This is a genomic window from Trujillonella humicola (assembly GCF_046233715.1).
GTDB lineage: Bacteria > Actinomycetota > Actinomycetes > Mycobacteriales > Geodermatophilaceae > Trujillonella > Trujillonella humicola.
In genome coordinates, this window is sequence record NZ_JBJNRJ010000025.1 from 42,457 (window position 1) to 54,184 (window position 11,728).

An 11,728-nucleotide genomic window follows, 5' to 3' on the forward strand; every position below is an offset into this window, starting at 1 on the left:
CCGCGCGGTCGGTAGCGTCCGGCCCGTGACCGCGGTGTGGAGCGCGCCCGTCCGGTTCGTCGAGTGCGACCAGCAGGGCATCGTCTTCAACGCCCACTACCTGGTCTACGCCGACGAGGCGGTCAACGCCTGGTGGGCGGCCCGCGGGCTGCCCTGGCAGGACCTGACCGGGCGAGGTCTCGAGTACGTCGTCGTCGCCAGCGCGCAGCAGTGGCGCTCGCCGGCCCGCTACGGCGACACGGTCGAGGTCGACGTCGAGCCCGACCGGATCGGCCGCAGCAGCCTCACCCTCCGCTTCGCGATCCGGGTCGGCGAGCGGGTGTGCTGCGAGGTCGCCACCACGTACGTGTGCACCGTCGGGGGCGCGTCGGCGCCGTGGCCGGACGACGTCCGGGAACTGCTGGGCGCGCCGGAACCGGACGGGGCGGCGCAGGGCGGGTCAGCGCCGGGCTGACGCCCCCGGCGGCAGCAGCGGCAGGTCCGCCGGCGCGCCGGACTCGACCAGCCGCCACAGCGCCCCGGTGTCCGCGTGCTCGGCGACCAGGTCGCCGAGGGCATCCAGCCGCGCCTCGCGCACCGCGGCGAAGGAGGTGTCCGGCGCGGGTGCGAAGCGGCGGCCGGCCACGGCCGCGACCTCGGCCAGGAACGCCCGCCGGAAGTCGTCGTCCTCCAGCGTGCCGTGCCAGGTGGTGCCCCACACAGACCCGGCGCGGGCGCCGTCCAGGAACGGCTCGGCCGAGCCGTCGACGGTCACGACCCCGTGGTGGATCTCGTAGCCGCGCACCGGGCGCCCGTACGCCGTCCCGGCCGGGCGGCCGAGGGTCTTCTCCCGGGCGAACACCACGTCGGCCGGGAGCAGGCCCAGCCCGGGGACCGCCCCCGACCGCGACTCGACCTCGTCGGTGATGGTCCGGGCCAGCATCTGGTGGCCCCCGCAGATGCCCAGCACCGGCCGCCCCTCGGCGGCGCGGCGCAGCACGGCCCCGGCCAGGCCGGTCTCGCGCAGCCAGCGCAGGTCGGCCACGGTCGACCGGGTGCCCGGCAGCACGACGAGGTCGGCGTCGGCCAGTTCCTCGGGCCGGGTGGCGTAGCGGACGAGGACGCCGGGCTCGGCGGCCAGCGCGTCGAGGTCGGTGAAGTTCGACAGCCGGGGCAGCCGGGCCACCGACACCCGCAGCACGTCCTCCCCGTGCGGCGGGCCGGCCGACGAGACGCCGGCGGGCACGCCGAGCGAGTCCTCGACGTCGAGGGCCGCCCCGGGCAGCCACGGGAGCACGCCCAGGGTCGGCCGGCCGGTGAGCCGGGTGAGCTCGTCGACGCCGGGGGAGAGCAGCCGCGCGTCGCCGCGGAACTTGTTGACCAGGAAGCCCGCGACCAGCCGCTGGTCGGCCGGTGGCATGAGCGCGACGGTGCCGTACAGGGCGGCGAACACCCCACCCCGGTCGATGTCGCCGACCACGACGACGGGCAGCTGCGCGGCGGTGGCCAGCCCCATGTTGGCGATGTCGTCGGCCCGCAGGTTGATCTCGGTGGGGGAGCCGGCGCCCTCGCAGACGACGACGTCGAACCGGGACCGCAGGTCGGCCAGCGAGGCCAGCACCTGGTCCAGCAGCGCCGCCTTCATGGGCCGGTAGGACAGCGCCGTCACGTCGGCGACCGGCCGGCCCAGCACGACGACCTGCGAGGAGTCCTCGCCGCCGGGCTTGAGCAGCACCGGGTTCATCGCGGCCTCGGGCTCCACCCGCGCGGCGGCGGCCTGCATCACCTGGGCCCGCCCGATCTCGGCGCCGTCGGGCGTCACCATCGAGTTGTTGCTCATGTTCTGCGCCTTGAACGGCGCCACCGACACGCCCTGGCGCACCAGCCACCGGCAGATCCCGGCGGTGACCACGGACTTGCCCGCGTCGGAGGTGGTCCCTGCCACCAGGAGGGCGCCGCCGGGCCGGGCGGAGCCGCCGCTCACGCCGCCTCGCGCGGGTCGCTCCACCCGGCCTTCTCCTGCCCGGAGAGGTCGGCGATGGCCAGCATGATCCGATCGGTCACCTCGCGGCGGGCCCGGCCGTTGCGCGCCATCCCGCGGTGCTCGGGGAAGGTGAGCGGCGCACCGAACGTCACGGTGACGCGGTGCGGGCGCGGCCAGGTGGCCCCGACCGGCTGCACCCGGTCGGTCCCGCTGACCGCGACCGGGACGACGGGGCAGTCCGCCGTCAGCGCGAGCCAGGCGACGCCGGTCTTCCCCCGCCCCAGGCGGCCGTCACGGGAGCGGGTGCCCTCGGGGTAGATGCCGAAGGCGTCGCCGTCGTGCAGCACCCCGAGCGCGGTGTCGAGGGCGGCCTGGGCCGCGCGCGAGGTCTCCCGTTCCACCGGCAGCGCGCCCAGTGCGGTGAACAGCGTCCGGGTGAGCCAGCCACCGAGGCCCGGCGTGGTGAAGTACTCGGCCTTGGCCAGGTAGCGCACCCGCCGCGGCGCCGAGAGCGGGATGACCATGCTGTCGATGAAGGACAGGTGGTTGCTGGCCAGGATGACCGCGCCCGTGGCCGGCACGTTCTCCTGGCCGGTCACGCGCGCGCGCAGCACCAGGCGGGCCAGCGGTCGCAGCAGGAACCTCAGGACCGCGTAGAGCACGCCCGCGCCTCCCCCTCGTCGCCCTGTTCCCGGCCGGCGGCCGAGGGGCACCCGGCATCCTGCCGGGTGCCCGTCCGGCCGCGTCGCAGGGGTTCGCCGCGAGGCTGCGGGCGGCGGAGGGCGGTCGGGGTCCCCGTCAGCCGCTGTAGTGCGGGGGCGGGCAGACGTCGCGGATGGCCTCCCGCACGTCGGCCGGCAGCGGCGACCGGCCGCAGGCGGAGTCGGTGATCGCCACCGCGAGCTCGCGCACCTTGCGGTGCGTGGTGCTCGAGATGTGGGTCAGCACGTCGAAGGCCACCTGGTCGGAGCACCCGGCCAGCAGCATGAGGATGCCCTTGGCCTGCTCGATGACCGCGCGGCTGGCCATCGCCGTGCGCATCTGCGCGACCTCGGTCTCGAGCGCGCGCACCCGGTCGAGGTGGGCCGGGGGCGGGGCCTGGAGCGTGGACGGCGACGGGCTCCGGGGCGGGACCGTCGACGTGCGGGAACGGGACGGTGCGACAGCGGGGACGGTGCTCATGACATCTCCACGGGGCGACCGCCGAGGCTCGGCGGGAACTCGCACGGCCGTGGTTTCGACCTCTGCGCCGCGGCCACCGCCCAGCGGTGGACCGCACCAGCACCGTAACCACTCCCCGGCCGGTCTGCACGCCCGGCGGGGAGTCACACGACGGCGGCGTGCAGCGGACGCAGCACGCCGCCGTCGCCCCCGCGAACGGCCGCCTCCGCCTGGGCCAGGAGGCGCACCGCCCGGCGCAGCTGGTCGGCCGGTCGGGTGAAGGGCAGGCGCAGGTGGTCGTCGAAGGCGTGCCCGGTGCCGAACGCCCGGCCCTCGGCCAGGAGCAGCCCGAGCGGTGCCGCCGCGGCGACCAGGGCCGCCGAGCTGGTCCCCGGCGGGAGCGTGCACCACAGCGACAACCCGCCGGCCGGGCGCGGGACCGTCCAGTGCGGCAGCTCCCGCGCCAGCTCCGCACGCAGCAGGTCGCGGCGCTCCCGCAGCACGGCCCTCCGCTGCTCCAGGACGGCGTCCAGGCCGCGCACGAGGGTGGTGGCGGCCAGCTGGTCCAGCGCCCCCACCGAGAGCTGCCGGCGGCGCAGGACCTCGCCCAGCTGCGCCACCAGGGCGGCGTCGGCCCGCACCCACCCGATCCGCAGGCCGCCCCACACCGTCTTGGACAGCCCGCCCACGGTGACCGTGGCCGTGTCGGGCAGCCCCGCGGCGAAGGGCGGCAGGGGGCCGTCGTCCAGGTGCAGCTCCGCGGTGACCTCGTCGACCACGCTGAGCACCCCCTGCTGCCACAGCGTCGCGGCCAGCCGCCGCCGGCCGGCCGCGCTCAGCCGCGCGCCGGTGGGGTTGGAGAAGTCGGGCATCAGGAAGGCCAGCCGGGGGCTGCTCTGCCGAGCGGCCAGGTGCGCAGCGGCGATGACGGCGTCCGGGTCCGCGGCGTCCACCGGCACGGGCAGGCAGCGCCCGCCGTGCGCCTCCACGGCGCCCAGCGCCCCGGGGTAGGTCGGGTGCTCGACGAGCACCCGGTCACCAGGCTGCAGCAGGCACTGCAGGACGACGTCGGTGGCGTCGCCGGTCCCGGCCGTCACGAGGACCTGCTCGGGGTCGGTGGGCAGGCCGCGCGCGGTGTACCGGTCGGCGATCGCCGACCGCAGCTCCGGCAGGCCGCCGCTGGCGTACCCGTGGCCGGCCGCGACCACGGGGAACGCCTCCAGCGCCTGCCGGTAGGCCGCCGTCAGCTGCGGTGCGGCCTCCAGGGCCGCGTGCGCGAGGTCGAGCACCTCCGGGTCGGTGCTCGGCGCTCCCCACACCGCCACCCCGTACCCCGCCCCCGGCAGCTCGGTGACGGTTCCGGAGCCGTGCCGCGTCGCCGCGTGCCCGGACCCGCGCAGCTCCCGGTAGGCGGAGGCGACCGTGACCCGGGAGAGGCCGAGGGCGGCGGCCAGCTCCCGCTCGGCGGGCAGCCGGCTGCCCGCGGCCAGCCGGCCGGTGGCCAGCAGCTCCTGCACCCGGCGGGCCAGGGCGGCGTACCGGGGGCCGGTGCCCGAGTCGAGCGGGCCGACGAGAGTGGCCAGCTCCGCAGCCGGAGTGGACTGCCCTGCACGCGGTGGCATGCAGGCCACCATGCCGGAATGGTCTGGGAAAGACCAGGCCATTCGGTGCCAGCCTGCTGGACATGACAACCACCGGCATCCTCCTGCTCGTCGTCCTCCCGGGTCTGGCCGCGCTCGCCGCGACCACCCTCGCGGTCGCGGTGCGCGGCGGCCGGGGCCCGGCCGACCCACCGGCCAGCCACGCCCGCACCGACCTCGGCGGTTTCCCCGTGCTCCCCGCACCGCGCGGCGTCCTGCCCGTCCGCCGGCCCCGGGCGCGTCCGCGACCGGACCACCCGGGCCCGCGGAACGGAGCCGTCCGTCGCCGTCGTCCGGCGTTCCGCTTCAGGTCGGCCCCGGGGATGCCGATGCACCGGTGAGGTGGAGCCCCCGCTCCGCCGCTCGCGTGCCCGCGTCCGGAGGAGGGGTCGGTGGCCCACGGCAGCGCTCGGCCCGAAGGCCGGCCGTTCGTCCTCCTGGCCTACGTGGTCGCCGTCACCGCCGCCTGCCTCTCCTTCGGCGTGGACCCCGTCCTCGGGGTGATCGCCGGCGCGCTCAACGTCGTCTTCGGCATCTACTTCTGCCGGCACCTCGCCTTCGCCGTCGCCGCCGCCCGCTGGGCCGAGCGCGACCTGCTCGCCGCCGACGTCGGGCTGGAGGGCTACACGCCGCAGGTCGCCGTCTTCGTCGGCTGCAAGAACGAGGAACTCGTCGTCGACGGGATGGTGGCGGCGCTCCTGGCGCTGGACTACCCGGCCGACCGGCTGACCCTCGTCGTGGTGGACGACGGCTCCGAGGACTCCACCGGCGCCAAGCTCGACGCGTGGGCCGCCGTCGAGCCGCGGCTGCGCGTGCTGCACCGCGCGGCCGGCTCCGGCGGCGGCAAGTCCGGAGCCCTCAACGACGCCCTCGGCCTGGTCGAGGCCGAGATCGTCCTCGTCTTCGACGCCGACCACGAGCCGGAGCCGACGGCCCTGCGCCGGCTGGTCCGCCACTTCCGCGACCCCTCCGTCGGCGCGGTGATGGGCCGCTGCGTGATCCGCAACGGCAAGGACTCGACGATGGCCGCCACGGTCTTCGTCGACTACCTCTCCGGCTACCTGGTCAACGAGTACGGCCGCCAGGCGCTGTTCGAGCTGCCCGCCTACGGCGGTGCCAACTGCGCGGTGCGGATGTCCACGCTGCGGGCGCTCGGCGGCTGGAACCCCGAGACGGTCACCGAGGACACCGACCTGACGCTGCGGATCGTCATGCGCGGCCAGCGCGTCCGCTACGACGTCTCGGCCATCGACTACGAGGAAGCGGTCGTCACCGCGCAGCGGTTCTGGAAGCAGCGCTACCGCTGGGCGCGCGGCCACCAGAAGTGCCTGCGCGACTACTGGCGGCCGCTGATGCGCGTGCCGCACCTCTCCCTGCTGGAGAAAGTCGAGACGACGCTGTTCCTGCTCGTCTACCACGTGCCGGTGCTCGCCGGGCTGGGCCTGGTCCTCACCGTGCTGCGTGCCTTCGGCATCGGTGACCTGCCGGCCGTGGCGCTCCTGCCGCTGTCGATGCTGCTGTTCGTGGGCCCGCTGGCCGAGCTGTGCGTGGGCCTGCTCATCGGCCGGGTCGAGCGCCGGTCGGCGTGGCGGCTGCTCGGTTTCCTGCCGGCCTTCGCGCTGTCGGTCTGGATCACCAGCCGGGCCTACGTCGACGGCATGCTCGGCCGGCCCTACACCTGGGTGAAGACCACCCGCTCCGGCGCGACCTCGACCGTGCGAGCGGCCGCGGCCGGGCCCGCGTCCGCGGCCGGGCCCGCGCCCGCGGCCGGGCCCGCGCCCGCGCCCGGGCCCGCCGCCCCGATCCCGGCCGCCGTCCGGCACCCCCGGTCCTTCGCCCTCGCCGCCCCCACCCGCGAGGAGGGGGACCGGTGACCGTCCTCCCCGTGCCGGCCGCCCACCGCTCGCCCGGCCTCATCCGGCGGGGGAGCGGCCGCCGGCTGCTGCCCGTCGCGCTGGACCTCGCGCTCGCCGCGGCCATCTGCCTGGTCGGCTTCCGGTACGTCACCGGCCCGCTGCGGGAGCTCGAGGCCTGGGGCCTCGCGCAGGTGCTCGCGCTCTTCTACCCGGGCCGGGTCGCCTCCGTGGTCCCCGGACAGGTCCTGATGTTCCCGGGGGACGGCGTCATCATCGACGCCGTCGTCACGGCGTCCTGCTCGTCGATCCTGTCGGTGCTGGGCCTCACGGCGCTGACCGCGGTGGTGCTCCGCGGGCGCAAGCTGCACGCGCTGGGCGGGTTGCTGTTCGCCGTCGCGGTGCTGCTCGTCCTCAACCACGTGCGGCTGCTGCTGTCGGCCCTGGCCGGCATGTGGTGGGGCGACGGCGCGCTCGTGCTCTTCCACGACTGGATCGGCACGCTGTGGAACCTGGCCGCCACGCTGGGCGGCTTCCTCCTCATGGTCTGGATCACCCTGCCGACGCTGGAGCGGGCCGAGCAGGACGTCGAGGGCCGGCACACCGCCCGCCGACCCGACAGCTGGGCACGCCCCGGGCTGGGCTACCGGGCCCCCGAGGGCGAGGCCCGCCAGGCGCCCGGCCGGCGCACCACCGTCACCGGGCTGCTGCACCGCTACGTCCTCCCGGCCCGGCTGTCGCGGCGGCTGGCCGCCCGGCGCGAGGCCGGGCGCATCGACTACCGCATCGGCCACCTCCCGGCCTCCGGGCGCATCGCGCGCGTCCGCGAGCTGGCCGCCAACGGGCTGGGCGCGCACAGCGCCTCCCTGGTCGCCGTCGCCACCTACGACGAGGACCCGCTCGTCCTCGACTGCCTCGCCCAGGAGATCGCCGCGCGTCAGTGGGAGCCGGTCACCCACCAGCGGGTCGCGGCGCTGCGGCTCTGGGCCCGCGGCTGGCTGCTGGCCCGCGGCCCGGCCGACGACGACGCCCTCCCGGACGCCGGCGAGGACCCCGTGCCCGACGGCACCGCCCGGATCGCCGCCGTGGCCCGGATGGCCGTGCCGCCCCCGCCGCCCCCCGCCCCGGCCGGCCGGCACAGCCGCCCGCCGTCGCGGCAGCTCAGCTTCGCCCGCCCGTCCGCACCGCCCCGGAACCAGGAGATGCCCCGGTGACCTCCACCCTCGACGCTCCGCCGGCCGTGTCCGGCCCGGTCCGTCCCGTGGCCCCCGCCGTCCTCGTCACCGGGGCGGGCGGGCCGGCCGGCATCGCCGTCATCCGCCGGCTGATGGCGCTCGGCCACCGGGTGGTGGCCGCCGACGCCGATCCGCGGGCCACCGGCTGCGCGCTGGCCGACGTCGGCGTGCTGGTGCCCCGTGCCGACCACGCCCACTTCGTCGACGCCCTCATCGGCGTGGCCCTCACCCACGGGGCGGACGCGCTGATCGGCACGGTCGCCGAGGAACTGCCCGCGCTGGCCGCGGGGGAGGAGCGCTTCGCCGCCGCCGGCGTCGGCACCTGGCTCTCCGACCCGGTGAGCGTCGAGCTGTGCTGCGACAAGTCGGCCTTCGCCCGGGCCCTGAGGCTGGCCGGCGTCCCGCACCCGGCGACCACGGACACCCCGGCGGGCCTGGTCGAGGTGCCCGGCCCGTGGATCGTCAAGCCGCGCGCGGGGCGGGGGAGCCGGGGGGTGCGGCTGCTCGACACCCGCTCGGCCGTGGTCGAGGCGCTGCGGGCCGACCTGTCGCTCATCGCCCAGACCCGGCTGCGCGGGCGCGAGTTCACCGCCGACGCCCTGGTGGCCCGCTCCGGTGAGCTGCTGACCGTCGTCCCGCGGTGGCGGGAGGAGACGAAGGCGGGCATCTCGGTCAAGGGCTCGACCTTCGACTCGCCGGCGGTGACCGACGTCGTCGCCGGTGCGCTGGAGGCCGTCGGGCTGACCGGGCCGGCCAACGTGCAGGGCTTCGTCGGCGACGACGGCCGGGTCGCCGTGGTCGAGATCAACCCGCGCTTCTCCGGCGGCCTGCCGCTGACCCTGGCCGCCGGCGCCGACGTGGTGAGCGCCTACCTGACCGGCATCCGGGAGCCGCACCGCCAGCCGCAGCACCTGTGGTTCACCCCCGGGGTGAGCATGCGCCGCTACTTCGCGGAGGTCTTCACGGCCGAGGACGGCAGCCCGGTGCCCGACCCGTCGGCGCCGTTCGGGGTGCGGGCATGACCCGCCGCCGCGCGGTGCTGGTGCCCTTCGGCACCCGCCCGGAGGTGGTCAAGCTCGTTCCCGTCGTGACGGCGCTGGCGGCGGCCGGCCACCGGGTCGACGTGGTCGACACCGGTCAGCACACCGACCCGGCGCTCGCCGGCGAGCTGCAGCGGACGCTCGGCCTCGCCCCGACGCACCGCTTCGCCCTGCCCACCGACTCCCCGGAGAGCCGGCTCGGCGCGCTGCACGCCGACGCCGCCCGCGCGGTCGCCCGCTTCGCCCCCGACGTCGTCCTGGCGCTCGGCGACACCAACACGGTGCCGGCCTACGCGCTGGCCGCCCGCGGCGCCGGCGTCCCCTTCGCGCACCTCGAGGCCGGGCTGCGCAGCCTCAACCCGCGCAGCGTGGAAGAGGTCAACCGGCGGGTCGCGGCCGCCGTCGCGGCGCTGCACCTGGCCCCGACCCGCCGCGCCGCGGCCTTCCTCGCCGCCGAGGGCGTGCCGGCCGAGCGGGTGTTCGTGGTCGGCAACCCGGTGGTGGACACCCTCGTGGCCCGCGGCGTCCGCCCGGTGCCGGTCGGGGAGCGGGACGGCGTCCTGGTGACCGCGCACCGGCCGACCAACGTCGACGACCCGGTGCGGCTCAAGCGGCTGGTCGGCGTCGTCCGCGCCCTCGCCGACCAGATCGGCCCGGTCACCTTCCCGGTGCATCCGCGCACCGCCGCCCGGCTGGCCGCCACGGGGCTGGACGCCGAGCTCGACCACCCGCGGATCGCGCTGAGCGGACCGGTCGGCTACGACGAGCTGCTCGGGTCGCTGGCCTCGGCGCGGCTGGCCGTCACCGACTCCGGCGGCATCCAGGAGGAGGCCGCCTTCCTCGGCGTCCCCGTCGTCGTGCTGCGCGGCTCGACCCCGCGGTGGGAGGGCGTCGAGGCCGGCACCACCACGCTGGCCGGCCTCGCCGACGACTCCGCCGCCGACGCGGTCCTGGCCGCCGCCGCACGGCACACCACGCCCGAGGGCCAGGCGCTGGCCGCCTCGCTGCCGTGCCCCTACGGGGACGGGACGACGGGGCCGCAGGTGGCCGGGCTCCTCGCCGACCCGGACACCGACGCGCTGCTCGCGATCGAGGAGCCCGACTTCACCGACGGCAGCCTGCCGTGGTGAGCCCGCCGCTGGGCGTCGTCGTCGACCTCGACGACACGCTCTACCCGCAGGCCGCCTACCTGGCCGGCGCCGCGGCGGCAGTGGGGGCGGCCGCGTCGGTGGCCGGGCTGGACGGCGACCGGGTGCACGCGGCCCTCGTCCGCGAGCTCGCGGCCGGCTCGGACGCCGGCGGCACCATCGACCGGGCGCTGCTGGCCGCCGGGGTGCCCGCCGGCGAGCTGGCCGACCTGGTGCCCCCGCTCGTGGCCGCATTCACCTCCCACAGCCCGGCGTCCCTGCCCACCTACCCGGGTGTGCCCGAGGCGCTGGCCGCGCTCGCCGCGGTCGCGCCGCTGGCCTGCCTGACCGACGGCAACCCGGTCATCCAGGCCGCCAAGCTGGCGGCCACCGGGCTGGGACCGCTGCTCCCGGTCGTCCTCGTCACCGACACCCTCGGCGGCCGTGCGGCGCGCAAGCCGGCCCCGGCCGGCCTGCTCGCCCTCGCCGGCCGCCTCGGCGTGCCCGCCGAGCGGCTGCTCGTCATCGGCGACCGGCCCGGCAAGGACGTCGCGGTGGCCGCGGCCGTCGGGGCCTCGGCGATCCGGATCCGGCAGGGGGAGTACGCCGCGGCGCCCGACGAGCCGCGGGCCGCCGCGGTGGTCGACTCGTTTCCCGCCGCGACCGCCCTGGCGCTGGGTCTGCTGGACGCCGCCGTCCCCGCCTGACTCCCTCGATGGGGTGATCTGCGGCCGCAGACCCTCCAGCCGGGGCGCCGATCGTCCGATGCCACCCGGGTGGAGCGGGCAGGCCGCTCCGGAGCTCGAGGGACGACGCCATGGCAGGCAGCAGCAGGACGACCGGTTCGCGCATCGGCGCACGGTTCGCGCGACTCGGTGCGATCGGCGTGATCGCCGCGCTGATGATGATCTTCACTCCCGGCACGGCGTCTGCCTCCGGGACGGTCACCCCGATCGTCGACTGCTACCGGTACAACGGCGACGGCACGTACTGGATCGTGCTCGGCTACAGCAACACCACCGGTTCGCAGAAGACCTACCCGTACGGGACGGCGAACCAGGTCTACCCGACCCGCCTGCAGGGTCAGCAGCCCCGGCAGTTCGCCGCCGGCACCGTGCACGGCACGTGGCGGGTGCTGCTGACCCACTCCGAGATCTTCTACCAGGACGCGCGCTGGATCCTGAACGGCCAGACGCTGCGCTACTCGTACTACGTCCAGTACGCGACCGTCTGCCCGCCGACCACGGTCCTGCCCGCCGACGGCAACGGCACGGGCACCGCGGTGGCGCTCGGCGCCGCCGGTGCGGTCGGCGCGGCGGTGCTCTACCGCTTCCGCCGCAAGCTGGCCCGCCTCGAGGCCGGCCCGCCGGCGGCCGGGGCGGCCTGACCGCGGTGCGCAGCGTCCTCGCGATCGGGGCGCACCCCGACGACGTCGAGCTCGGCTGCGGCGCCACCCTGCTGGCCCACGCGGCGGCCGGGGACACCGTCACGGTGCTCGTGGTGACCGGCGGAGAGGCCGGCCCGGGGGAACCCGCCCGCCGGCTCGAGCAGGAGGCCGCCGCCCGGATGCTCGGCGCCCGGCTGGTCTGGGGCGGGCTGCACGACTGCCTGCTCACTGCGGACGCGTCCCTGGTCGGGGGGGTCGCCCGGGGGGTCGGCGCGGCCGGCGCCGGCCTCGGCTACCTGCACCCCCCCCCCCACACCCACCC

Annotated in this window: 13 protein-coding genes; 9 read left to right on the forward strand and 4 right to left on the reverse strand. The window is 76.9% G+C overall.

Features of this window, described 5'->3' with window-relative positions; all coding sequences use genetic code 11:
* Positions 1 to 25 precede the first annotated feature (25 nt).
* Positions 26 to 454: an acyl-CoA thioesterase gene (locus tag ACK586_RS14085; RefSeq protein ID WP_409331116.1), complete on the forward strand. Its 429-nt coding sequence runs from the start codon at positions 26 to 28 to the stop codon at positions 452 to 454.
* Here ACK586_RS14085 and ACK586_RS14090 read toward each other — a convergent pair.
* From ACK586_RS14090 to yczR, 4 genes are all read right to left on the reverse strand, one after another.
* Positions 440 to 1,963 (reverse strand): cobyric acid synthase, encoded by a 1,524-nt coding sequence (locus tag ACK586_RS14090; protein WP_409331117.1) that lies wholly within the window; start codon positions 1,961 to 1,963, stop codon positions 440 to 442. The two genes, ACK586_RS14085 and ACK586_RS14090, sit on opposite strands and share 15 nt — an antisense overlap.
* Complete coding sequence (locus ACK586_RS14095) at positions 1,960 to 2,625, reverse strand: lysophospholipid acyltransferase family protein (protein ID WP_409331118.1); 666 nt, start codon at positions 2,623 to 2,625, stop codon at positions 1,960 to 1,962. Before ACK586_RS14095 ends, ACK586_RS14090 begins: the two co-directional genes overlap by 4 nt.
* 136 nt (positions 2,626 to 2,761) lie before the next feature.
* On the reverse strand, positions 2,762 to 3,145 hold the full coding sequence (locus tag ACK586_RS14100; RefSeq protein ID WP_409331119.1) for an ANTAR domain-containing protein: 384 nt from the start codon (positions 3,143 to 3,145) through the stop codon (positions 2,762 to 2,764).
* 143 nt (positions 3,146 to 3,288) lie between these two features.
* Positions 3,289 to 4,746, reverse strand: a complete 1,458-nt coding sequence (gene yczR / locus ACK586_RS14105) for a MocR-like transcription factor YczR (RefSeq protein WP_409331120.1) — start codon at positions 4,744 to 4,746, stop codon at positions 3,289 to 3,291.
* Between the two features lie 62 nt (positions 4,747 to 4,808).
* On the opposite strand from yczR, the gene ACK586_RS14110 reads away from it, so the two are divergent.
* The 8 genes from ACK586_RS14110 to ACK586_RS14145 all read left to right on the forward strand — a co-directional run.
* On the forward strand, positions 4,809 to 5,105 hold the full coding sequence (locus ACK586_RS14110; RefSeq protein ID WP_409331121.1) for a hypothetical protein: 297 nt from the start codon (positions 4,809 to 4,811) through the stop codon (positions 5,103 to 5,105).
* A gap of 51 nt (positions 5,106 to 5,156) precedes the next feature.
* A complete protein-coding gene (locus ACK586_RS14115) occupies positions 5,157 to 6,638 on the forward strand; it encodes a glycosyltransferase family 2 protein (RefSeq protein WP_409331122.1) in 1,482 nt (493 codons plus the stop codon).
* Entirely contained in the window at positions 6,635 to 7,831 is a 1,197-nt protein-coding gene (locus ACK586_RS14120) for an exosortase/archaeosortase family protein (protein ID WP_409331123.1), read from the forward strand. The genes ACK586_RS14115 and ACK586_RS14120 overlap by 4 nt, the downstream gene beginning before the upstream one ends.
* The gene (locus ACK586_RS14125) at positions 7,828 to 8,874 is read left to right on the forward strand and encodes an ATP-grasp domain-containing protein (protein WP_409331124.1); all 1,047 of its coding nucleotides are present in this window, start codon (positions 7,828 to 7,830) and stop codon (positions 8,872 to 8,874) included. The genes ACK586_RS14120 and ACK586_RS14125 overlap by 4 nt, the downstream gene beginning before the upstream one ends.
* The gene (gene wecB, locus ACK586_RS14130) at positions 8,871 to 10,022 is read left to right on the forward strand and encodes a non-hydrolyzing UDP-N-acetylglucosamine 2-epimerase (protein WP_409331125.1); all 1,152 of its coding nucleotides are present in this window, start codon (positions 8,871 to 8,873) and stop codon (positions 10,020 to 10,022) included. Before ACK586_RS14125 ends, wecB begins: the two co-directional genes overlap by 4 nt.
* Positions 10,019 to 10,726, forward strand: coding sequence for an HAD family hydrolase (locus ACK586_RS14135; RefSeq protein WP_409331126.1), 708 nt, complete (start codon positions 10,019 to 10,021; stop codon positions 10,724 to 10,726). Before wecB ends, ACK586_RS14135 begins: the two co-directional genes overlap by 4 nt.
* Positions 10,727 to 10,836: 110 nt before the next feature.
* Positions 10,837 to 11,406: a hypothetical protein gene (locus tag ACK586_RS14140; protein WP_409331127.1), complete on the forward strand. Its 570-nt coding sequence runs from the start codon at positions 10,837 to 10,839 to the stop codon at positions 11,404 to 11,406.
* A gap of 5 nt (positions 11,407 to 11,411) precedes the next feature.
* The coding region (locus tag ACK586_RS14145; protein WP_409331128.1) for a PIG-L deacetylase family protein at positions 11,412 to 11,728 on the forward strand (317 nt) is incomplete at its 3' end.